Source organism: Caldimonas sp., from assembly GCF_046289365.1.
Classification (GTDB): domain Bacteria; phylum Pseudomonadota; class Gammaproteobacteria; order Burkholderiales; family Burkholderiaceae_C; genus Caldimonas.
In genome coordinates, this window is sequence record NZ_JBKBVU010000037.1 from 1 (window position 1) to 22,257 (window position 22,257).

At 67.8% G+C, this 22,257-nt stretch carries 21 protein-coding genes; 11 read left to right on the forward strand and 10 right to left on the reverse strand.

What is annotated here, in order from left to right; translation table 11 throughout:
- From thiC to tesB, 7 genes are all read left to right on the forward strand, one after another.
- The coding region (thiC, locus tag ACK42S_RS05890; protein ID WP_409704457.1) for a phosphomethylpyrimidine synthase ThiC at positions 1-1,154 on the forward strand (1,154 nt) is incomplete at its 5' end.
- A 12-nt stretch (positions 1,155-1,166) separates the two neighbouring features.
- Entirely contained in the window at positions 1,167-2,198 is a 1,032-nt protein-coding gene (locus ACK42S_RS05895; RefSeq protein WP_409704495.1) for an FAD-dependent oxidoreductase, read from the forward strand.
- Positions 2,195-2,425 carry a sulfur carrier protein ThiS gene (gene thiS, locus ACK42S_RS05900; RefSeq protein WP_409704459.1) on the forward strand — a complete coding sequence of 77 codons (231 nt, stop codon included), beginning with the start codon at positions 2,195-2,197 and terminating at the stop codon, positions 2,423-2,425. The genes ACK42S_RS05895 and thiS overlap by 4 nt, the downstream gene beginning before the upstream one ends.
- Positions 2,426-2,427: 2 nt before the next feature.
- Positions 2,428-3,213 (forward strand): thiazole synthase, encoded by a 786-nt coding sequence (locus ACK42S_RS05905; protein ID WP_409704461.1) that lies wholly within the window; start codon positions 2,428-2,430, stop codon positions 3,211-3,213.
- Entirely contained in the window at positions 3,210-4,811 is a 1,602-nt protein-coding gene (thiD, locus tag ACK42S_RS05910; protein ID WP_409704463.1) for a bifunctional hydroxymethylpyrimidine kinase/phosphomethylpyrimidine kinase, read from the forward strand. Before ACK42S_RS05905 ends, thiD begins: the two co-directional genes overlap by 4 nt.
- The gene (bioB, locus tag ACK42S_RS05915; RefSeq protein WP_409704465.1) at positions 4,808-5,809 is read left to right on the forward strand and encodes a biotin synthase BioB; all 1,002 of its coding nucleotides are present in this window, start codon (positions 4,808-4,810) and stop codon (positions 5,807-5,809) included. Before thiD ends, bioB begins: the two co-directional genes overlap by 4 nt.
- Before the next feature lie 46 nt (positions 5,810-5,855).
- Complete coding sequence (tesB, locus tag ACK42S_RS05920) at positions 5,856-6,734, forward strand: acyl-CoA thioesterase II (RefSeq protein WP_409704467.1); 879 nt, start codon at positions 5,856-5,858, stop codon at positions 6,732-6,734.
- Positions 6,735-6,753: 19 nt separating this feature from the next.
- Here the strand turns inward: tesB and ACK42S_RS05925 are convergent, their stop codons facing one another.
- Positions 6,754-7,401: a LysE family translocator gene (locus ACK42S_RS05925; RefSeq protein ID WP_409704469.1), complete on the reverse strand. Its 648-nt coding sequence runs from the start codon at positions 7,399-7,401 to the stop codon at positions 6,754-6,756.
- A gap of 101 nt (positions 7,402-7,502) precedes the next feature.
- Here ACK42S_RS05925 and ACK42S_RS05930 point away from each other — a divergent pair, with 101 nt between their 5' ends.
- A complete protein-coding gene (locus tag ACK42S_RS05930; protein ID WP_409704471.1) occupies positions 7,503-8,063 on the forward strand; it encodes a peroxiredoxin in 561 nt (186 codons plus the stop codon).
- A 61-nt stretch (positions 8,064-8,124) separates the two neighbouring features.
- Here ACK42S_RS05930 and ACK42S_RS05935 read toward each other — a convergent pair whose 3' ends face one another.
- Entirely contained in the window at positions 8,125-9,438 is a 1,314-nt protein-coding gene (locus tag ACK42S_RS05935; protein ID WP_409704473.1) for an ATP-binding protein, read from the reverse strand.
- 44 nt (positions 9,439-9,482) lie between these two features.
- A complete protein-coding gene (locus ACK42S_RS05940; RefSeq protein ID WP_409704475.1) occupies positions 9,483-10,151 on the reverse strand; it encodes a response regulator transcription factor in 669 nt (222 codons plus the stop codon).
- 405 nt (positions 10,152-10,556) lie between these two features.
- Between ACK42S_RS05940 and ACK42S_RS05945 the strand changes: the two genes are divergently transcribed.
- Both ACK42S_RS05945 and ACK42S_RS05950 read left to right on the forward strand, forming a co-directional pair.
- Positions 10,557-11,282, forward strand: coding sequence for a hypothetical protein (locus ACK42S_RS05945; RefSeq protein WP_409704477.1), 726 nt, complete (start codon positions 10,557-10,559; stop codon positions 11,280-11,282).
- A 76-nt stretch (positions 11,283-11,358) separates the two neighbouring features.
- Entirely contained in the window at positions 11,359-12,078 is a 720-nt protein-coding gene (locus ACK42S_RS05950; RefSeq protein ID WP_409704479.1) for a hypothetical protein, read from the forward strand.
- A 112-nt stretch (positions 12,079-12,190) separates the two neighbouring features.
- On the opposite strand, the gene ACK42S_RS05955 is transcribed toward ACK42S_RS05950, so the two are convergent.
- The 7 genes from ACK42S_RS05955 to scpA form a co-directional block, all read right to left on the reverse strand.
- The gene (locus ACK42S_RS05955) at positions 12,191-13,159 is read right to left on the reverse strand and encodes a hypothetical protein (RefSeq protein ID WP_409704481.1); all 969 of its coding nucleotides are present in this window, start codon (positions 13,157-13,159) and stop codon (positions 12,191-12,193) included.
- Positions 13,143-13,829: a phosphoribosyltransferase gene (locus ACK42S_RS05960; protein WP_409704483.1), complete on the reverse strand. Its 687-nt coding sequence runs from the start codon at positions 13,827-13,829 to the stop codon at positions 13,143-13,145. The genes ACK42S_RS05955 and ACK42S_RS05960 overlap by 17 nt, the downstream gene beginning before the upstream one ends.
- Before the next feature lie 110 nt (positions 13,830-13,939).
- Positions 13,940-14,416 carry a VOC family protein gene (locus ACK42S_RS05965; RefSeq protein WP_409704485.1) on the reverse strand — a complete coding sequence of 159 codons (477 nt, stop codon included), beginning with the start codon at positions 14,414-14,416 and terminating at the stop codon, positions 13,940-13,942.
- Positions 14,413-16,446 (reverse strand): acetyl-CoA carboxylase biotin carboxylase subunit, encoded by a 2,034-nt coding sequence (accC, locus tag ACK42S_RS05970; RefSeq protein ID WP_409704487.1) that lies wholly within the window; start codon positions 16,444-16,446, stop codon positions 14,413-14,415. Before accC ends, ACK42S_RS05965 begins: the two co-directional genes overlap by 4 nt.
- A gap of 18 nt (positions 16,447-16,464) precedes the next feature.
- Positions 16,465-17,997 (reverse strand): acyl-CoA carboxylase subunit beta, encoded by a 1,533-nt coding sequence (locus tag ACK42S_RS05975; protein ID WP_409704489.1) that lies wholly within the window; start codon positions 17,995-17,997, stop codon positions 16,465-16,467.
- Between the two features lie 27 nt (positions 17,998-18,024).
- Positions 18,025-19,056: a methylmalonyl Co-A mutase-associated GTPase MeaB gene (gene meaB / locus ACK42S_RS05980; protein ID WP_409704497.1), complete on the reverse strand. Its 1,032-nt coding sequence runs from the start codon at positions 19,054-19,056 to the stop codon at positions 18,025-18,027.
- A gap of 44 nt (positions 19,057-19,100) precedes the next feature.
- Positions 19,101-21,266, reverse strand: coding sequence for a methylmalonyl-CoA mutase (gene scpA / locus ACK42S_RS05985; protein WP_409704491.1), 2,166 nt, complete (start codon positions 21,264-21,266; stop codon positions 19,101-19,103).
- 165 nt (positions 21,267-21,431) lie between these two features.
- On the opposite strand from scpA, the gene ACK42S_RS05990 reads away from it, so the two are divergent.
- Positions 21,432-22,160, forward strand: a complete 729-nt coding sequence (locus ACK42S_RS05990) for a GntR family transcriptional regulator (protein WP_409704493.1) — start codon at positions 21,432-21,434, stop codon at positions 22,158-22,160.
- The last annotated feature ends 97 nt before the right edge of the window (positions 22,161-22,257 follow it).

Here is a 22,257-nt window from a genome sequence, read left to right on the forward strand (position 1 = left end):
AGCTGGTGTGGTCCATCCGCTGGGGAGCGGACACCGTGATGGACCTGTCCACGGGTCGCAACATCCACACCACCCGCGACTGGATCTTGCGCAATTCACCGGTACCCATCGGCACCGTGCCCATCTACCAGGCGCTGGAGAAGGTGGGCGGGGTAGCCGAGGACCTCACCTGGTCCATCTTCCGCGACACCCTGATCGAGCAGGCCGAGCAGGGCGTGGACTACTTCACCATCCACGCCGGCGTGCGGCTGGCCTACATCCCGCTCACGGCGCGGCGGCGCACCGGCATCGTCTCGCGCGGCGGCTCCATCCTGGCCAAGTGGTGCATGGCCCATCACCGCGAAAACTTCCTCTACACGCACTTCGAAGAGATCTGCGAGATCATGAAGGCTTACGACGTGAGCTTCTCGCTAGGCGACGGCCTGCGCCCGGGCTCGCTGGCCGATGCCAACGACGAAGCGCAGTTTGCCGAGCTGCGCACGCTGGGCGAGCTCACGCAGATCGCCTGGAAGCACGACGTGCAGACCATGATCGAAGGCCCCGGCCATGTGCCCCTGCACCTGATCCAGGCCAACATGGAAGAGCAGCTCAGGCACTGCCACGAAGCGCCGTTCTACACCCTGGGGCCGCTCACCATCGACGTCGCGCCGGGCTACGACCACATCGCTTCGGCCATCGGTGCGGCCATGATCGGCTGGTTCGGCACGGCCATGCTGTGCTACGTCACGCCCAAGGAGCACCTGGGCCTGCCTGACCGCGACGATGTGAAGCAGGGCCTGATCGCCTACAAGATCGCCGCCCATGCCGCCGACATCGCCAAGGGGCACCCCGGGGCCCGGGCGCGCGACGATGCACTGTCGAAGGCGCGCTTCGAGTTCCGCTGGACCGACCAGTTCAACCTGGGCCTGGACCCGGACACCGCGCGTGAGTTCCACGACGAAACCCTGCCGAAAGACAGTGCCAAGGTGGCGCACTTCTGCTCGATGTGCGGCCCCAAGTTCTGCTCGATGAGAATCACCCAGGAGGTGCGCGAATTCGCCGCGAAGCAAGGGGTCGCGGAGGATCAGGCCTTGGCTGAAGGCTTGGCGGCGAAGTCCGAGGAGTTCCGCCGAGCCGGCGGCGAGCTCTACGTCCCGCTGCATCCACAGGGCTGAGCCATGGCGGCAATGTCCATCGGCATTGCCGGTGCCGGCCTGCTGGGGCGGTTGCTGGCGTGGCAGTTGTCGGGCGCCGGGCACCGCGTCACCGTCTTCGACCCCGCCGAGGGGCCGCAGGCACGGGGTGCGGCGGGCTGGACGGCAGCCGGGATGCTGAGCCCCCTGGCGGAACTCGAATGCGCCAACACCGAGTTGGCGCGGCTGGGCCTGCGCTCGCTGGCGCTGTGGCCGCGCATCGTGGCGGAGCTGCCCATGCCCGTGGATCTGCGCATCGACGGCAGTCTGCTGCTGGCCCACGGCAGCGACCTCGGCGCAGCGCGGCGTCTGGTGGATCTGCTGACGGCCAAGGCACCCGCAGGCCGGCGGCCCGAACCGCTGACACCCGAACGCTTGCGGGAGCTCGAACCCGCCGTGCACGGGCCCGCCCATGCCTGGCTGCTGCACGAAGAAGGGCGCATCCACACCGTGCAGGCCATGCAGGCGCTGGCCGCAGGGGCCAGTGAGCGGGGTGTTCAGTGGTGCTGGGGCGAGGCGGTGCACGGCATCGAGCCCGGACGCATCGACGGGCAGCCCTACGACTGGGTCTTCGACGTGCGCGGGCTCGGCGCGCGCCCCGAGCTGCCTGTACGCGGCGTACGCGGCGAGATCTTCTGGCTGCACGCACCGGGTGTGGTGCTGCATCGCCCCTTGCGGCTGCTGCATCCGCGCTGGCGGGTCTATCTGGTGCCGCGCCCCGGTGATCTGATCGTGGTGGGTGCGAGCGAGATCGAGTCGGAAGATCGCTCGCCGGTGTCCGTGCGCAGCACCCTGGCCCTGCTGTCGGCGGCCCACAGCGTGCTGCCCGAATTGGCCGAGGCGCGCATCGTGCACAGCGAGGTCAACCTGCGCCCCGCACTGCCCGACAACCTGCCTCGCCTGGACGTGATGCCGGGGCTCACGCGCATCAACGGGCTGTTTCGCCACGGTTGGCTGCTGGCGCCCGCGCTCGTCGAGCAGGCCCTGGCGGCGATGGCGCCGCACACCGAGGCGGATCTCGCATGATGCCAACCGATACCCCCTCTTCGGATTGCCGGGTCCGGGTCAATGGCGAAATCCACCAGGTCGCGGCGGGCACCACGCTTGAGCAGCTGCTGATATCGCTCGGCCTGGCATCGCACAGCGTGGCCACCGCGCTCAACGGCGACTTCGTGCCGCGAAACGACCGGGCCGGCCGCGTGCTGCGCGACGGTGATCACGTGACCTGTTTCCAACCCATCGTCGGAGGTTAGAGATGTCTGCAGACGACTTCCTCCTGGCCGGTGTGCGCCTGCGCAGCCGCTTCCTGCTCGGCACGGCCGGCTATCCCTCGCCCCAGGTGCTGCGCGAGGCCATCGCCGCCTCGGGCGCCGAGGTGGTGACTCTGGGCCTGAAGCGCCAGCTCGCCGCCGGCGCCGGGGACAACGGCTTCATCGACATCGTGCGCGAAAGCGGCGCGCGCCTGCTGCCCAACACCGCCGGCTGCCGCAGCGCCCGCGAGGCCATCACCCTGGCCCACATGGCGCGCGAGCTGCTGCAAACCCACTGGATCAAGCTCGAAGTGGTGGGCGACGAGCACACCCTGCAGCCCGATCCCTTCGAACTGGTGCAGGCCGCGCAGCAGCTCGTGAAAGACGGTTTCGAAGTCTTCCCCTACTGCACCGACGATCTGGTGACCTGCCAGCGCCTGCTCGATGTGGGCTGCCGCATCCTCATGCCCTGGGGGGCTCCCATCGGGTCGGGCCAGGGCCTGCTCAACCCCTGGGCCCTGCGCACGCTGCGCTCGCGGCTGCCGGAGGCCACGCTCATCGTCGATGCCGGCATCGGGGCGCCCTCGCATGCCGCACAGGCGATGGAGCTGGGCTTCGATGCCGTGCTGCTCAATTCCGCGGTGGCCCATGCCCACGATCCGGTGGGCATGGCCACCGCTTTTCGCCACGCGATCGACGCAGGGCGCAGGGGCTGGTGCAGCGGCCTGATGGCGCAGCAAGACATGGCCGTGGCTTCCACCCCCGTGGCCGGTCGGCCCTTCGACCTGTGACGCCGCCCATCGTCTGGAGCATCGCCGGCTCCGATTCCGGCGGCGGGGCGGGCCTGCAGGCCGACCTCAAGGCCTTCGACGCCTTCGACGTGCATGGCTGCACCGCCGTGGCCGCCATCACGGCCCAGCACTCGCGCTCGGTGTGCCGCATCGACGTGTTGGAGACCGAGGTGCTCGAAGCCCAGTTGGCCGCGCTGGCGCAGGATCTGCCGCCCCGGGCGATCAAGCTCGGCCTGCTGGGCAGCGTCGACAACGCGCGGTGCGTGGCCCGCTGGGTGGACCGCCTGCGCTCGCGTCACCCGGTGGCCCTGGTGTTCGATCCGGTACGCGCGTCGACCACCGGGGCCTGTTTTGCCGATGATGCCCTGCGCCAGGTGTTTGTCGATGAGCTGTTGCCACGCGCGACCCTGATCACACCCAACCGGGACGAAGCGGCCTGGCTGCTCGGTCGGGAGCGGCTCGGCCAGGCCGATCTGGGGCAAGCCGCGCAGGCCCTGAGAGCGCAGGGCGCGCAGGCGGTGGCCATCACCGGCGGTGACGCGGGCGGCCTGCTCGCCCGCGACTGGATCGCCACGCCCCAGGCCGAGGGCTGGCTGGACCTGCCGCGCCTGGCCACCGCCCACCACCATGGCAGCGGCTGCGTGTTTGCGGCCTCGGCCGCAGCGGCGCTGGCCTGGGGCCATTGCGAGGCCGATGCCCTGGTGCTGGCCAAGATGGCCACGGCCGAGGCCCTGCGTCGCAGCCATCCGGCGGGGCAGGGGGCCGGCCCGGTACGCCCGGGCTCCGGCTTCGCCCGGCGACTGGAGAACCTGCCTCGGTTGCGGCCTCCGAACTGGGCAGTGGACGAGACGCCGGGCTTTGCGCCGCTGGAACGGCCGGCCCTGGGCTTGTATGCCATCGTGGACAGCGCCGAGGGGGTGGAACGCCTGCTGGCCGCCGGGGCGCGGACCGTGCAACTGCGCATCAAAGGGGCCTGCGCAGCGACTCTGCGCGAAGCCGTGCGGCGCAGCGTACGCGCGGCGCGGGCGGTGGGTGCCCAGCTCTTCATCAACGACCACTGGGCGCTGGCTCTGGAGGAGGGCGCCTATGGCGTGCATCTGGGGCAGGAGGATCTGCTGGCGCTGGACGCACAGGCCTTAAGCGCCCTGCGCCGTGCCGGAGTGCGCCTGGGGCTGAGCACCCATAGCCATTGGGAGGTCTGCCGCGCCCTGGCATTGCGGCCGAGCTACATCGCCTGCGGGCCCATCCATCCCACCACGACCAAGGAGATGCCCTGGATTCCACAGGGCGAGGACAACCTGGCCTACTGGTGCCAGTTGCTCGATTGTCCGGTGGTGGCCATTGCCGGGATGGACGAGACCCGCTCCCGCGAAGCCGCGCGCTGCGGTGCCGCCGGCGTGGCGGTGCTGCGCGGCCTCGGGCAGGCGTCCGACCTGCCGGCGACCTTGCAGCGCCTGCACGCCGCCATCATGGAGGGCGCCTGGGGCCCGCGCCGACCGGCGCCGTCCCGCGCCCGTCCCAGTCTGCCCGGCCCGGTCCCGCTCATGCCGGGCGATACACTGCAGGCTTTCGCCGACCCACACTCCCTCGAACGATGACCGAAGCCACCGTCTCGCCCCAGCCCGTCCATTGGGTCCGCCCCGGCACGCCGGCCGAGCCGCACGCGCCACGCTGGCCCCGTCAGGCCGTGCTGGCCCTGTTCGAGCTGCCCTTCAACGATCTGCTGTACCGGGCCCAGCAGGTGCACCGCCAGCACTTCGATGCCAACGAGGTGCAACGCTCCACGCTGCTGTCGATCAAGACCGGCGGTTGCCCCGAGGACTGCAGCTACTGTCCCCAGTCGGTGCACTACGACACCGGCGTGCAAGCCGGCAAGCTGCTCGATGTGGACGAGGTGCGCCGTGCCGCGGCGGCTGCGAAGGAGCAGGGCGCCAGCCGTTTCTGCATGGGAGCAGCGTGGCGTGCGCCCAAAGACCGCGACATCGAAAAAGTGGCCGAGCTGGTGCGCACCGTGAAGGACCTGGGCCTGGAGGCCTGCTGCACCCTGGGCATGCTCACCGACAGCCAGGCGCGCACGCTCAAGGCGGCGGGTCTGGACTACTACAACCACAACCTCGACACCGCCCCTGAGGCCTATGGCCGCATCATCAGCACGCGCGACTACCAGGACCGCCTCGACACCCTGGAGCGTGTGCGTGCCGCCGGCATGCACGTGTGCAGCGGTGGCATCGTGGGCATGGGCGAGTCGCGCGAGGAGCGCGCCGGGCTGATCGCCCAGCTCGCCAACATGGACCCCTACCCCGAATCGGTGCCGATCAACCATCTGGTGCAGGTGGAGGGCACGCCGCTGCATGGCCTGGACCCGCTCGACCCGCTGGAGTTCGTGCGCACCATCGCGGTGGCGCGCATCACCATGCCCACCGCCCGGGTGCGCCTGTCGGCCGGCCGCCAGCAGATGAGCGAAGCCGTGCAGGCCCTGTGCTTCCTCGCCGGGGCCAATTCCATCTTCTATGGCGACAAGCTGCTCACCACCGGCAACCCGGACTGGGAGCGCGACCAGCGCCTGTTCGCCAAGCTGGGCTTGCGCAGTTGCTGACGCGAAATGGACAGCGCGTGATGCGCTGCCATGCCATCATCCCGGCATGAAACCCGTCGTCCAGGAACTCGTCGAGCTGCTGCAGGTCGAGCAGCTCGAGCTCAACCTCTTTCGCGGCGTCAGCGGCGACATCGGCAGCCCACGTGTCTTCGGCGGCCAGGTGCTGGGCCAGGCCTTGATGGCCGCCGCCCGCACGGTCGATCCTTCGCGCCGCGTGCACTCCTTGCACGCTTACTTCCTTCGGCCGGGGGACAAGAACGCCCGCATCGTGTACGACGTCGAGCGCATCCGCGACGGCGGCAGCTTCACCACACGGCGTGTGGTCGCCATCCAGCACGGGCAGCCCATCTTCAACTTCGCGGCGTCCTTCCATGTGAGGGAGGAGGGTGCCCACCACGCCAGCGTCATGCCACACGTGCCCGGCCCTGAAGGCCTGGTCAGTGAATGGCAGTTGCGCCAGGCTTGGCTGCACAAAGTGCCCGAGTCGCTGCGTGGCGTGCTGCATGCCGAAACCGCCATCGAGATCCGGCCTGTTGCGCCGCTGGATGCATTCGATCCACCACCCGCACCGCCGCGACACGATGCATGGCTGCGCGCGGCCGACCGGTTGCCGGATGATCCGGTGCTGCACCAGGCCATGCTGGCGTACTCGTCGGACTTCGGCCTGCTGCGCCCGGCGCTCATGCCTCACGGCTTGAGCTTCTACCAAGGCCACGTCCAGGTGGTCAGCCTCGACCATGCTATGTGGTTCCATGGGGACTTTCGCATGGACGAATGGCTGCTCTACATCACCGAATCGCCGTGGGCCGGTGCGGCGCGTGGCTTCAGCCGGGGGCAGATCTACACCCAAGATGGCCGCTTGATCGCCTCGGTGGCGCAAGAAGGTTTGATGCGGCAGACCTCGGTGGCCGAGCGTCGCCGCTGAGCCGCAGCGGCGAGCAGCCTCAGTGGCTCGGCCTCGGGGCCAGGGCCAAGCGCAGCCCAAACAGCAGCAGGGCGGCACCGGTCACCCCATTGAGCGCGCGCACGACCGGAGGGCGGCGCAGCCACTGCGCCAAAGGCCCAGTGAGGGCGATGAGCACGGCAAACCACAGCAAGCCCATCAGCGCGTGCACGCCGGCGAGCAAGACACTGAACACAAACACATCGGCCCCGGGCGGCACGAACTGCGGCAACAAGCTCACATAGAACACCCCCACCTTGGGGTTCAGCAGATTCGTGAGCAGCCCCCGCACGAACCAGTCCGAGCCGCCCGCGTTGGCCCCCTGCGGCAGGCCGCCAGGCGCAGCCGGCTGGGCCTTCAGCGCCGTCCACAGCATGCGTCCCCCCAGGTAGCACAAATACCCGGCCCCGGCGAACTGCAAGAGGGTGTAGGCCAGCGTCGAAAGCGCCAGCAACGCGCCCAAGCCTGCGGCGACGATCAGGCCCCAGGCCAGCACGCCGCACACGATGCCCAGGGCCGCGCGCCAGGCCGGCCGCGGGCCTTCCACGGCGGCCGTACGCAGCACCAAAGCGGTGTCCAGACCCGGGGTGATCGTCAGCAGCGCGGCGGCTGCACCGAAAGCCAGCAAAGAGGTCAAGGCAGCGCTCATGAAAGACAAGACGGGGAGATTCCTTGAAAAACCATGCCCGTGAAACGGAGCCCCGTGTCGCTGGCATGATGGCCCATGACTGCATTTTCACAGAGGCCGCCATGCGACGTGCAGCCACCGTCGATCGAAGGATGTTCGTCTTGGGCGCCCTGGCCTTGGCCCTGACCACGGCCCATGCCCAGCTCAAACCGGGCGAGCCGGCACCCGTGTTCACTTTGGAAGCCGCCCTGGGAGGGCGGGAGTTTCGATTCGACCTCTCGCAGACCCTGGCCAAAGGACCCGTGGTCCTGTACTTCTACCCGAAAGCCTTCACGGCAGGCTGTACGTACGAGGCCCAGTTGTTCGCCCAGGCCAGTGAGCGCTTTGCCGCTTTGGGCGCCACGGTGATCGGGGTGTCCAGCGATGACATCGACACGCTCAAGCGGTTCTCCGTCGAGGCCTGTCGCGATCGGTTCGCCGTGGGCGCCGACCCCGACGGGCGCATCATACGGGCCTACAAAGCCCAGATCGCCTCACGCCCGGACATGGCCGATCGCATCTCGTATGTCATCAGCCCCGAAGGCCGCATCATTCACGTTCACCACCACGCCAATCCAGAGGGGCATGTGGACGGCACCTTGGAAGCGGTCGAGCGGTGGATGGCTCGACAGCAGCGACGTTGAGCCGCGACCTCGCGGCCGCCCACTCCTTCTGCGCATCATCAATTTGACATAATATACATTATCAACAATCTAGAGCATGGCGATCCGAGGGAGTGGGGTCCGAGGAGCTGCGTACCGTCGGTCGCCGAGTTTGCGACGGCGCTGCAGGCAGCTCCACCCGGGCCAGCAGGCCGCCTTCTGGCGCGGTGTCGAGCGTGAGCGTGCCTGCGTATGCTCGAATGCGATCGGCTGCGATGGCCAGGCCGAGTCCATGACCGGTACCGGATTGATCCAGACGGGCACCGCGGCCCAGGAGGTGTTCTCTTTGCTCGGGCGGGATGCCGGGCCCGTCGTCGGCGACTTCGATGACGAGTCGCGCGTGTCGTTCGCGCGCTGTGATGCGAACATGCGCACGGGCCCAGTGCAGCGCATTTTCGGCCAGTGCGCTCAGGATTTCTGCCAGGTCCTCGGACTCGCCACGAAAGATCAAGGCATCGTCCGCTTCGATGGTCAATGTCTTCGTATGCCGTGCCGCTTGCGCGCGCAAGACCAGTGCCAGATCTTCCAGAACCGGCCCGAGCGCAGTGCGGGCGGCGGGGTTCAGACCAGCGTTGGTTGCTTGGGCGCGGCGCAAATGCCATCGGATCATCGCATCCATGCGTGCGATCAGCGCAGCGTCCTCGGCACTGGCCCGGTTGGCCAGCACGGCCAGTGGGGTCTTGAGCGCATGCGCCAGGTCGGCGGCTTGCGCCTTGGCTCGTGCGGCCTGCTCGGCGTTGACGTCCAGCAGTCGCTGCAGTTCGACAGCCAAGGGGCGAAGTTCGGCGACTTGGGTCGAAGGCAAGCCAGAGCTGCGGCCTTCACGCAAGGCAGCAAGGCCTGCAGCAAATTCACGCAGATCTCGCAGTCCCACGCGCACGGCCAGCAACAGCGCGGCCAGGATCGCACTGCCGAGCACCCAAAGCGACACCATCAGCGGCATGCGGATCGCGGAGAGCTCGGCCTGGACTTCGTCGTTGGGCAATGTCACCGTCACGCGCAGTGGTCTGGCATCGCCCGGTGCGGTGTAGGTTTCCTCATGTGCGCGCAACACCTCGCCGCCGGGCCCTTGCCGCCCCGGCGCCGACAGCTCGGCACCCAACAGCGATGACGACCGCGCAAGCACCGCGGTGCCGTCGGTCACCTGCCAATACCAACCCGAGTATGGGGCTTCGAAGCGGGGATCCGAGGGGCCGGGATGGACGGTCAAGCTGCCGGCTTCCAAATCGCTCCACTCGGAATCCGCCATCACAGCCCGCGCGGCTGCCGCCAGTTCGGCATCGAGCCGGTGCTCCACAAACCCTTGCAGCAAGGTCGAAATTCCCGCCCAGGCCGCAAGCAAAGCGGCTGCCGTCAAGCCGGCTCCCCAGGCCATGAGGCGGGCGTGAATCGACCGTGTTCTCATGACGGATCGTCGGGCAAGAGCCGGTACCCGGCCCCCCGGTGCGTTTCGATCCGACTTTCACCGATTTTTCGCCGGATGCGACCGATCAGCACCTCGAGCGAGCGAAAGTCGCGCTCGCTGTCCCCGTCGTACACATGCTCGGCCAGCTCGGCGCGAGCGACCACCCTGCCCTTGTTCAGCATCAGGTGACGCAGCAATCGGGCCTCGAAATCCGTCAGGGGGATCGGCAGGCCTTCGAGCGTGATCTGGCCGGTGGACGTGTCGAGCACGAGTGCGCCGGCCGCCACCTCGGCCGCAGCATGGCCCGCAGCACGGCGGATCAGCGCGGCCAGACGCAGCACCAGTTCCTGCATACGAAACGGTTTGAGCACATAGTCGTCGGCGCCTGCGCGAAAGCCTGCAACCTTGTCGGCCCAGGCATCGCGTGCGGTCAGGATCAACACGGGAAAAGTCAGCCCCGCAGTACGCCAGCTTCTGAGCACTTCGACACCGTCCAAGCCTGGCAAACCCAGGTCCAGCACCGCCACGCCGACAGTGCTCGTGGCACCCAGGAACTCAGCTTCCCGTCCTTCGTGGGCGATCAGCACTGCATGGCCCGCATCGGATAGCGCCGAAGCGATCTGGGCAGCCAGTTCGCGATCGTCCTCGGCCACCAGCACTTTCACGAGCGAGCTCCCGGAAGAATACGCGCGTCTGTTTGGCCCACGCCATGCACCTCGAGAAAGCGGCACCCCGGGCCGGTCAGCCGTATGCGCAGGACATTGCCTGCCGGTGTGCGCCATCGGATCTCCTGTACGAGGCCGCGGTCGGTGCTTTCGACGCGAAGAGCCTGCCCGCGGTAGCGGCCCGCCACACAGGCTATCGCAGTGGCCGGATCCAGTGGCGCAGCGTCAAGCGCAGCATCGGCCGCGGCATGGCCTGTCACAAGAAACATCAGCAAATAAGCATGGCGCAACACCTCGCAAGCGTACTACTGCAAACGCAACGAAACCCAAACGGCATGTTGCGCTTGGGTTGTGCCAGGGGCTGGCATCGTGGCGGCACTTCGTCACGAAGAAAGGAGTATTGCGATGAAGACTTTGCTTGCCATCTTTGCCTGCAGCGCCGTGTTCGTGGTCTCGTCCGCGGCGGCTCAACCGCCGGAACCGAATGCCGCCGGGGTCGGGGCCGCCGGTCCCTCGGGCCACCACTCGCCGGCCATGGGCGCCATCGCGAGCGCGGCGGCCCGCCATGGCATGACCCAGGGCGCGTGGGGCTATCCTTCGATCGAAGCCACAGTCAGCAGCTTGCTGCTCAGCCCGCACGCTGAGGTCGAGGGGTTGTTGCTGGCCAACGGCATGGTGGTGAAATGGCCCAAGCATCAAGGTGAGGAACTGGCCGCATTGGTCAAGCCCGGCATGGCGGTCCGGCTCGCCGGCCACTGGCACAAGCGTGGGCAGTTCAAAGCCTGGTCCATCACGTCCGCAGACCGTACCCTGGTGCGCACCGAACGGCCCTGGCCGCAGATGCCTGCCTCGATGCGCATCGGCCCCTTGCAGCCTTTGCAGATCAGCGGCACATTGCAGCACGTCATCGCTGGGCGACGTGGCGAACCCCAACGGCTGGTGCTCGATGCGGGCCAGCAGGTGCATCTGCCCAAGCATGCGGCGTGGATGCTGGGTTCGTCCTTGCAACCCGGCACGCCACTGCAGGTCGAAGGCTACGGCCGCCGAGGCCCGCAAGGATTGGCCATCGAGGCTGTACAGATCGCCGTTCGTGGCAGTGCACCTGTTGTGCTGTACCCAGGTGCTCGCTGAGCGTCGTTCGCCGCCCCGCCAAGGCCATGCAGACCGGTTGCGGCTGGACGGTCCGCATCCCGAAAAGGAGTTTCGAGTGAAGCGCATCTTGGTCATGGTGGCCGTGGGCGGTGCTCTGATCGCCCCGACGGCCAGAGCCCAGATGGCGGCACCCGGGCCGCCACCTGGCGCGATGCTCGCGCCACCGCCTGTGGTATTTGCCGCCGCTCCAGCCTCAGGTGCGGGCACGCCCGCGGCCGCGCTGCCGCCCGAGCTGAAAGGCCTGGGCGTGCAGCAGCACCACGTGCGGCGAGAGTCAGGCCGTCATGGCGCCGAGGAGCATCATTACCTGCGCTTGGGCGATGGCCGCTGGATACGCGCCAAGGTGCGAGCAACACGGCTCATCGAAGTGCAAGGCGAGGCGGTGCCTCCAACCGCGGCGCAGGCCGTGCTGCCACCTTCGCTGCATCGTGCGCGCGAACTCGCTCAACTGAAGGTCATTACCGAAGTGTCGATCAAGCCGCGTGGAGAAATCAGCGTCGAAGGCAAGGCGGGCGATGGTAGCCGTATCGAGGTGGAATACGACCGCTTGGCCCGGCTGCTGAAATATGAGCGAGCGCATGAAAGCGATCGACACAGCCTGACAGACATGCAGGTGCGCGAGCTGCTCGTGGCGCTGAAGTACCGCGACGTTGCCATCGTGCACCGGGGTCGGCGCTACGTGGACGCGATCGCCATCAATGCATACGCAGAGCGTGTCGAGGTCCGGATCAACGACCGCGGGACCGTCGATCGTGAGCGAATGTTGGCGCCCTGACGATGCGCCCCGATGAAGACAGGGCCGCGGCCCGGCATCGGCGACGGCCCTGAGGAGGTTCAACGCCTGGGATTGAGGGCGCGAAACTGAAGTTCACGGTCTGCGTCTGGGTTCAGACCGGCGGAGCCTGCCAGTCCGTTTGCTCGAGCGCGGCAAGGAAGGCCGGCACTTGGTCGTCCCGCAGCTGGTCGATCCCCCCGGCCGCCGCCCGCCCTCCCCCGCCAAACCGCCGGCACAGGGTGTCGGCCCCTCCGGCCGTACCTTGCGGCGCCCGCAAGCTGACGAGGTAGCCGCCGTGGCGGGGCTGAAGCACCACCTGCGCTCGCGCCGGATCGCGCAGCACCATCTCGTTGGCCAGCACTCCCACCACGCGCCGGCTCCAGGGCGTGTCGGGCAGTTCCCGCACCACCGCCTGCGCACTCTCCCAGCGCAGTGGGGCACGCAGACCTTGTTCGAGATCCGCGCAGCGACGTTCGTGGAGTTGCGCAAACACCGGATCGCGTGCCCAGGCCTGCAACGGGTCGGCATGTCCGAGCATGTGCTCGAACAGTTCACCCGGCGCCAGGTGCACATCGGCCAGGGTGTCGCCGTAGGCGTTGTAGTTGATGGCCTCGCCCAGGCGTCGCAGCACAGCCCGTTGCGTGGCATCCCAGCCACCGGCCTGCGCGAGCCGGTCGGCCTCGGCGCCCAGGTTGTCACCATAGGCGCCCACCAACGCCCAGGCACGATGGCGCCCCTGGAGGAAACGATCCATCAACAGGCTGGTGCACAGACGCGGGTCGCCGTCGAGGTGGGCCTGCAGGTGCGGATGCACGGGCACCTCGCCGGGATGATGGTGATCGAAATAGCGCACGCGCGCTCCCTGCGCCAGCAGCCGCCGCAGCGCCGCGCCGTTGCGTTGCATGGACACGTCACACACCAGCACGTCGTCCCCCGGGCCGGCCTGCACCCGCTCCAGCAGTTCGATGTCGCGTTTCAGCCCGGTGACCAGTTCTGCTTGGGCCGGATGGGCCAGACGCCACTGCACGACGGCGCACAGCCCGTCGGCATCGCCATTGCAGACGTCAATCCGGCGAGGCATCGAGTGGTCCTCCGGCACGGGCCGCACGGTCGTGGGCGGCCAGGGCATCCATCACTTCGCTGTCGGGCACTTGGTGGAAGTCCCGGTAATGGGCTCCCACCCCACGGAACCCTGCCGGCCGGCTCAGGCAGACGATGCGTTCGGCCTGCCCTTCCAGCAAGGCCAGGCTGTCGGGCGCCGCCACCGGCACGGCCAGGACCACCGCGGCCGGCTGCGCTTCGCGCAGGCCGCGCAGGGCGGCCCGCATCGTCGTGCCGGTGGCCATGCCGTCATCCACGACAATCACCGTGCGGCCCTTCAGGGGGGGCAGGGGCTTGCCACGGCGGTAGTGTTCGCGCCGACGCGCAATCTCCACAAGCGCCTGGCGCTCCTGGTCGGCAAGGTAGCGGGCATCGGCCCCGGTGTGGAGGCACAGGGCCTCATCCACCACCGTCTGGGGCGGGTTGCCTTCGACGACGGCAGCCACCGCGAGCTCAGGCTGGCCCGGGGCACCGATCTTGCGCACCAGCAGCAGATCCAGCGGCGCTACCAGCCGCCTCGCGATGGGCGCAGCCACCAGCACACCACCGCGCGGCAGGGCCAGCACCACCGGATGCCGGTGCCGCAGGTCTTCGAGCCGATCGGCAAGTCGTTCCCCCGCTTGCCATCGGTCCGTGAATGCAGGTTCCATGGGCCGTGTCTCCCATGGCAAGCATAAATCCATTTTCTGGGCTGGCTGCGGGGGCGAGGGTGCAGCCCGGCGCGGCGGTCGATCCGCGTGCAGCCGCCCCCGCATGCCGCTCATGACAACGCGGCGATGACCTCGGGCGGGGCCTGGACGAGTTCGATCAGAACGCCCTCCCCGCCCAGCGGGAACTCGTCATTGCCCTTGGGGTGGACGAAGCAGATGTCGTGACCGGCGGCGCCCTTGCGGATGCCGCCGGGGGCGAAGCGCAATCCCTTGGCACTCAGCCAGGCCACGGCCTGGGGCAGGTCGTCCACCCACAGGCCCACGTGGTTCAGCGGCGTGGTGTGCACCGCGGGCTTCTTGTCGGGGTCCAGCGGCTGCATCAGGTCCACCTCCACCGCCGTGGGGCCGTGACCGAGCTCACAAATGTCTTCATCGACGTTCTCGCGTTCGGAGACGAAGCGGCTCTTGACGTTCAGCCCCAGCAGGTCCACCCACAGCGCACGCAGGCGCTGCTTGTCGGGCCCGCCGATGGCGATCTGCTGGATGCCCAGCACCCGGAAAGGTCTGTCGAGGGGGGCGGTGCTCATTCGAACCTCAGGATGGGTTGGTCCACCGACAGGCTCTCGCCGGGTGCCGCCAGGATCTCGGCCACCACGCCGTCACGCGCGGCGGTGAGGATGTTCTCCATCTTCATGGCTTCGATCACCGCCAGGCGCTCGCCGGCTTGCACGGCCTGTCCCACCTGCACCTGCACCTGCGTGAGCAGGCCGGGCATCGGCGAGAGGAGGAACTTGCTCGTGTCCGGCGGCGCCTTGTAGGGCATCAGCTTGAAGAGCTCGGCCCCGCGCGGCGACAGCACCTGGGCGTCGATGCGCACACCGTTGTGCATCACCTGCAGCCACACGCCGTGGCGTTCGATCTGTGCCGTGAAGGGCTGGCCATTGCAGCAGCCGCTCGCGCGCACCCCACCGAAACGCCAGTCCTTGTCGATCTCGTAGCAGCGCTCACCGATATGGACCGTGATCGCCCCGCCGCCGTTGCCGGCCACCCGCACCGGATGGTAGGCGTGCTGCCCTTGATCGCCCTTGACGACCACGACATGGTCGATCGCCGTGCGCGCCTCATGGCCCGACATCTGACCGCTGATGCCCATCGCCCGGTCCCGGTACTTGCGATGGGCCGCGGCAGCCAGCGCCACCGGGAACAGGGGATCCTCATGCGTCACGCTGCGGGTGGAGAAGCCCTGGGGGTAGTGCTGCGCGATGAAGCCGGTGTTGAAGCGTCCGGCTTGGAAATCGGGATGTGCCAGCAGCGCCGCCTGGAAGGGGATGTTGCTGGCCACCCCGCGGATCACGAAACCGTTGAGGGCCTCGCGCATCTTTGCAATGGCTTCGGCTCGATCGCGCCCATGCACAATGAGCTTGGCGATCATCGAGTCGTAGTACATCGGGATCTCGCCGCCTTCATAGACGCCGGTATCCACCCTCACCCCGCCGCCGTCGGGCACGGGCTGTGCAGCCTCCATCGTGGTGGGTGGCGGCAGGTAGCGCACCAGCCGTCCGGTGGAGGGCAGGAAATTGCGGAAGGGATCTTCGGCGTTGATGCGGCATTCCATCGCCCAACCGCGGCGAGCGATGTCGCCTTGGCCGAACGGCAGCTTCTCACCGGCGGCCACGCGGATCATCAGCTCCACCAGGTCCAGCCCGGTGATGCACTCGGTCACCGGGTGCTCCACCTGCAACCGGGTGTTCATCTCCAGGAAGTAGAAGCTCTGGTCTTTGCCGACCACGAACTCCACCGTGCCCGCGCTCTGGTACTTCACGGCCTTCGCCAGCGCCACGGCCTGCTCGCCCATGGCTTGGCGGGTGGCCTCGCTGATGAAGGGGCTGGGGGCTTCCTCGATCACCTTCTGGTGGCGGCGCTGGATGGAGCACTCGCGCTCCCACAGGTAGACCACGTTGCCGTGGGCGTCGCCCAGCACCTGGATCTCGATGTGCCTGGGCTCCTCGACGAACTTCTCGATAAAGACGCGATCATCGCCGAAGCTGTTGCGCGCCTCATTCCGGCACGAGGTGAAGCCCTCGTGGGCTTCCTTGTCGTTGAAGGCCACGCGCAGGCCCTTGCCGCCACCGCCGGCGCTCGCTTTGATCATCACCGGGTAGCCGATCTCGCGGGCGATTTCCACGGCGCGCTCGGGCGACTCGATCGCGTCGTTCCAGCCCGGAATGGTGTTGACACCGGCTTGTCTGGCCAGATTCTTCGAGGCGATCTTGTCGCCCATCGCAGCGATGGAATAGTGCTTCGGGCCGATGAAGACCAGGCCCTGTTCTTCCACGCGGCGGGCAAAGTCCTCGTTTTCGGACAGGAAGCCGTAGCCCGGATGGATGGCCTGGGCCCCCGTGCTCTTGGCCGCGGCAATGATCTTGTCGGCCACCAGGTAAGACTCGCGGCTGGGCGCTGGGCCCAGCAGCACGGCCTCGTCGGCCAGCTCCACGTGCAAGGCGTCCTTGTCGGCCTCGGAATACACGGCCACCGTCTGGATGCCCAGCTTCTTGGCGGTCTTGATGACGCGGCAGGCGATTTCGCCCCGGTTCGCGATCAGTATCTTCTTGAACATGTTGAGACTCCCGGGCGGTCAGAGGGGGATGTTCCCGTGCTTGCGCCAGGGGTTGTCGAGCTTCTTGTCCTTGAGCATCGCCAGGCTGCGGCAGATGCGCTTGCGGGTTTCGTGGGGCTGGATCACGTCGTCGATGTAGCCCCGCGCGCCGGCCACGAAGGGGTTGGCAAAGCGCGCCTTGTACTCGGCCTCGCGGGCGGCGAGCTTGGCCGGGTCGGACTTGTCCTCGCGGAAGATGATCTCCACCGCGCCCTTGGCGCCCATCACCGCGATCTCGGCGTTCGGCCAGGCCAGGTTCACGTCACCGCGCAGGTGCTTGGAGGCCATCACGTCGTAGGCGCCGCCATAGGCCTTGCGGGTGATGATGGTGATCTTGGGCACCGTGGCCTCGGCATAGGCATAGAGTAGCTTGGCGCCGTGCTTGATGATGCCGCCGTACTCCTGGCTGGTGCCGGGCATGAATCCGGGCACGTCGACGAAGGTGACCACCGGGATGTTGAAGGCATCGCAAAAGCGCACGAAGCGCGCGGCCTTGATCGAGCTCTTGATGTCCAGGCAGCCCGCCAGCACCAGGGGCTGGTTGGCCACGAAGCCCACGCTTTGTCCATCCATGCGGCCAAAGCCGATCACAATGTTTTGCGCATAGTCGGGCTGCAGCTCGAAGAAGTCACCATCGTCCACCACCTTCAGGATGGCTTCCTTGATGTCGTAGGGCTTGTTGGGGTTCTCGGGCACCAGGGTGTCGAGCGAATGGTCCAGCCGGTGGGCCGGGTCGCCGCTGGGTCGCACGGGGGCCTTCTCGCGGTTGTTCAGCGGGAGGTAGTTGAAGAAGCGCCGCAGCATCTGCAGCGCCTCGACGTCGTTCTCGAAGGCCAGGTCGGCCACGCCGCTCCTGGTGGTGTGGGTGGTGGCGCCACCGAGTTGCTCGGCCGTCACTTCCTCGTGCGTGACGGTCTTCACCACCTCGGGGCCGGTCACGAACATGTACGACGAATCCTTGACCATGAAGATGAAGTCGGTCATGGCCGGGCTGTAGACGGCTCCGCCGGCGCACGGCCCCATGATCAGGCTGATCTGCGGGATCACCCCACTGGCCAGCACGTTGCGCTGGAACACCTCGGCATACCCCCCCAACGAGGCCACGCCTTCCTGGATGCGGGCGCCGCCCGAATCGTTCAGGCCGATCACCGGTGCGCCCACCTTCATCGCCTGATCCATCACCTTGCAGATCTTCTCGGCATGCGCCTCGGACAGCGCGCCGCCAAAGACGGTGAAATCCTGGCTGAACACGAACACCAGGCGGCCGTTGATGGTGCCGTAGCCGGTGACGACCCCATCGCCGGGGATCTTGGTGTCGGCCATGCCGAAGTCGGCACAGCGGTGTTCCACGAACATGTCCCATTCCTCGAAGCTGCCGTCATCGAGCAGCAGCTCCAGGCGCTCGCGCGCCGTCAGCTTGCCCTTGGCATGCTGGGCATCGATGCGCTTTTGGCCCCCGCCCAGGCGGGCGGCAGCACGCTTTCTTTCCAGTTCTTCGAGGATGTGTTGCATGAGGACTCCGTCTTCGGGGATGTCGGGTCAGTGGGCCAAGGGAGGCTCGGGAGCAAAGAGAGCCAGCAATCGGCGCGCTGCGGTGGAGGCCGGCAGGGTGCCTGCTTCGACCTCGCGAGTGACACGGCCGAGCTGGGCCGCCACGGCTGGGTGGTGGGTGAAACGGTGGCGCAGCCCGGCATGCACGCTGTCCCACATCCAGGCCAGGGCCTGGCGGCGGCGGCGCGCTTCGAGCCGGCCGTTGGCCGTCTGCAGTTCGCGGTAGCGCGACACCGCCTGCCAGAAGCGGTCCAGGCCTTCGGCCTTCAGCGCACTCAACTGCATCACCTGGGGGTGCCACATCTTCTCATCATGATGCGCATGGTCCGGGCGGCCGTGCTGGCTCAGCAGCCTCAGCGACGAGGTGATCTGCGCCTGGGCCCGCGTGGCCGCGGCGGGGTCGAGGTCGGCCTTGTTGATCACGACCAGGTCGGCCAGCTCCATCACGCCTTTCTTGATGGCCTGCAGGTCATCGCCGGCATTGGGCAGTTGCAGCAGCACGTACAGGTCGGTCATCCCGGCCACCGCGGTTTCGCTCTGGCCCACGCCGACGGTTTCGACGATCACGATGTCGTAGCCGGCCGCCTCGCACACCAGCATCGCTTCGCGGGTCTTTTCGGCCACGCCGCCCAGTGTCCCACCGGAGGGGCTGGGGCGGATGTAGGCCTGCGGATGCATCGACAGCCGCTCCATGCGTGTCTTGTCGCCCAGGATGGAGCCGCCCGAGACGCTGGAGGACGGATCGATCGCCAGCACCGCTACACGGTGCCCCTGCCCGATCAGAAACAGGCCCAAGGCCTCGATGAAGGTGCTCTTGCCCACGCCGGGCACGCCGGAGACGCCCAGCCGGAAGCTGCGCCCGCTGTAGGGCAGCAATTGCGTGAGCAGGGCATCGGCACGCTCACGGTGGTCGGGCCGCGTGGATTCGAGCAGCGTGATCGTCTTGGCCACCGCCCGACGCTGCGCGGCACCGGGCTCGCCCAGCACGTGCGACAGCAGCCTCGCATCCGCGGCCGGCAAGTTCGGCACCAGCGGTTCGGACGGGCTGCGCTCGTTCACGGCGCTCAGGCCCGCTGGAGTTGGGCACGGATATGCTCGAGCACGTCCTTGGCCGATGCCGGGATGGGCGTGCCGGGCCCGTAAATGCCCTTGACCCCGGCCTCGTAGAGGAACTCGTAGTCCTGACGCGGCACCACACCGCCGACGAAGACAATGATGTCGTCTGCCCCTTGCGCACGCAGCGCCTCGATGATGGCTGGCACCAGGGTCTTGTGGCCGGCCGCCAGCGTGGAGATGCCCACGGCGTGCACATCGTTTTCGATGGCCTGACGGGCGCATTCCTCGGGGGTCTGGAACAGCGGCCCGATGTCCACGTCGAAACCCAGGTCGGCATAGGCCGTGGCCACCACCTTGGCGCCGCGGTCGTGGCCGTCCTGCCCGAGCTTGGCGATCATCACGCGGGGACGGCGGCCGGCCTCCTCGGCGAAGGCGGCGATCTCGGCCTTCAGTTGCTCCCAGCCTTCGGCCGAGTCATAGGCAGCGGCATACACTCCGGTCACCTTCTGTGTGTCGGCGCGGTGGCGCCCCCAGACCTTCTCCAGCGCATCGCTGACCTCGCCCACCGTGGCCCGCACGCGCATGGCCTGGATGGACAGCTCCAGCAGATTGCCCTGGCCCGTTTCAGCGCAGCGCGTCAACGCCTCGAGCGCGGCCTGCACCGCCTGGGCGTCGCGCGTGGCGCGGATGCGCTGCAGCCGCTCGATCTGCTGTTGCCGCACCTTGAGGTTGTCGACCTCGAGGATATCGATCGGATCTTCCTTGTCCAGCCGGTATTTGTTGACACCGACGATGACGTCCTTGCCCGAATCGATGCGCGCCTGCTTCTCGGCCGCGCTGGCCTCGATCTTGAGCTTGGCCCAGCCGGAATCCACGGCCTTCGTCATCCCCCCCATCGCCTCGACCTCTTCGAGGATGGACCAGGCCTTGTCGGCCATCTCCTGGGTGAGCCTCTCCATCATGTAGGAGCCTGCCCAGGGGTCGATCACGTTGCAGATATGAGTCTCTTCCTGGATGATGAGCTGGGTGTTGCGCGCAATGCGGGCCGAGAACTCGGTGGGCAGCGCGATCGCCTCGTCGAAGCTGTTGGTGTGCAGGCTTTGCGTGCCGCCGAACACCGCCGCCAGGGCCTCGATGGTGGTGCGCACGATGTTGTTGTAGGGGTCCTGCTCGGTGAGCGACCAGCCCGAAGTCTGGCAGTGGGTGCGCAGCATCAGGCTCTTGGGGTTCTTCGCACCGAAGCCGGTCATGATGCGATGCCACAGCAAACGGGCGGCCCGCATCTTGGCGATCTCGAGATAGAAGTTCATCCCGATGGCCCAGAAGAAGCTGAGCCGGCCGGCGAACTCGTCCACGTCCAGGCCCTTGGCCAGCGCGGTCTTCACATACTCCTTGCCGTCGGCCAGCGTGAAGGCCAGTTCCAGCGCCTGGTTGGCACCGGCCTCCTGCATGTGGTAGCCCGAGATGCTGATCGAGTTGAACTTCGGCATCTTCCTGGCCGTGTACTCGATGATGTCGCCGATGATCCGCATGCTCGGCTCGGGCGGGTAGATGTAGGTGTTGCGGACCATGAACTCCTTGAGGATGTCGTTCTGGATGGTCCCGCTGAGCTGGTCCTGCGCCACGCCCTGCTCTTCGGCGGCGATCACGTAGCCGGCCAGCACCGGCAGCACCGCGCCGTTCATGGTCATGGAGACACTGACCTTGTCGAGCGGAATGCCGTCGAACAGGATCTTCATGTCCTCGACCGAATCGATGGCCACCCCGGCCTTGCCCACGTCGCCGGTGACCCGCGGATGGTCGCTGTCATAGCCGCGGTGGGTGGCCAGGTCGAAGGCCACCGAGACGCCTTGGGCGCCCGCCGCCAGGGACTTGCGGTAGAAGGCATTCGATTCCTCGGCCGTGGAGAAGCCGGCGTACTGGCGGATCGTCCAGGGCCGCGAGGCGTACATCGTGGCCTGGGGCCCGCGCACGAAGGGGGCAAAGCCCGGCAGCGTGTTGGTGTAGGGCAGGCCCTGCAGGTCCTCGGCCGTGTACAGCGGCTTGACTACCAGGCCTTCGGGCGTGACCCAGTTCAGGGCTTCGAGCCGGCCGCCGGGAGCGGCTTTGGCCGCGGCCTTCTTCCAGGCGTCGAGGTCGGCAGGGGCAAGGGGCGCGGGGGTGCGATCGGCCATGGCGGACTTCCGTGTCGGGGCCCCGGCGCTGGCCGGGACGGTGCAGCATACGCCCGGGGGCGGCGTGGGCCAAGCAGACCGCCGAGCGCCCCCGTGGCGGATGGCATCATAATTCAAAATTGAATTATAGACACCAACCAGCACTTTCGGCGACACTATGCGTGTATGAGCGCCCCTGCCCCGCCGCCTTCACTGCACGATCGGCCCCTGTATGAGCAGGTGGCTGAGCGCTTGCGCGAGCGCATCCTGGCGCACAACCTGCCACCGGGCAGTTGGATCGACGAGCAGGCCCTGGTGCGCGATTACGGCATCAGCCGCACGCCGCTGCGCGAGGCCCTGAAAGTGCTGGCCTCCGAGGGGCTGGTGACGATACGGCCCCGACGCGGGGCTTATGTGACCGAAGTGTCGGAGCGCGACACACGGGAGGTCTATCACCTGCTGATGCTGCTGGAGAGTGACGCGGCCGCCGAGGTGGCGGGTCGGGCGTCGTCGGCGCAGTTGGCCGAACTGGAGGCTTTGCATGCCCGCCTGGAGGCGGCGGTGCACGACCGCGAGGCCTTTTTTGCCCTAAACGAGGCCTTCCACATGCGCTTGCTGGAGATCGCAGACAACCGCTGGCGCGTGCAGATCGTGACCGACCTGCGCAAGGTGATGAAGCTCAACCGCCACAACTCGCTGCTCAGCGAGGGGCGCCTGGCCCAGTCGCTGCAGGAGCACCGGGACATCCTGGCCGCCCTGCGCCGGCGCGATGCCGAGGCGGCCCGCGCGCTGACTCAGGCCCATTTCCGCCAGGGCCTGCAGGCAGCCCGGTCGGTGGCGCCCCGGGGGCCAGGGGGGGCGACGGCCGTTCAGGTCTCGTCGGAGAGGGGCACGGCGTCGATCCCGTCGTCGTAGGCAGCCAGTTCCCCGCGCACCGGGCCCAGCAGGGGCTTGTCCAGCGGGCGACACACCCGGCTTTGCAGGCGCTTGAGGCGCTCGGACCGTTCCATCG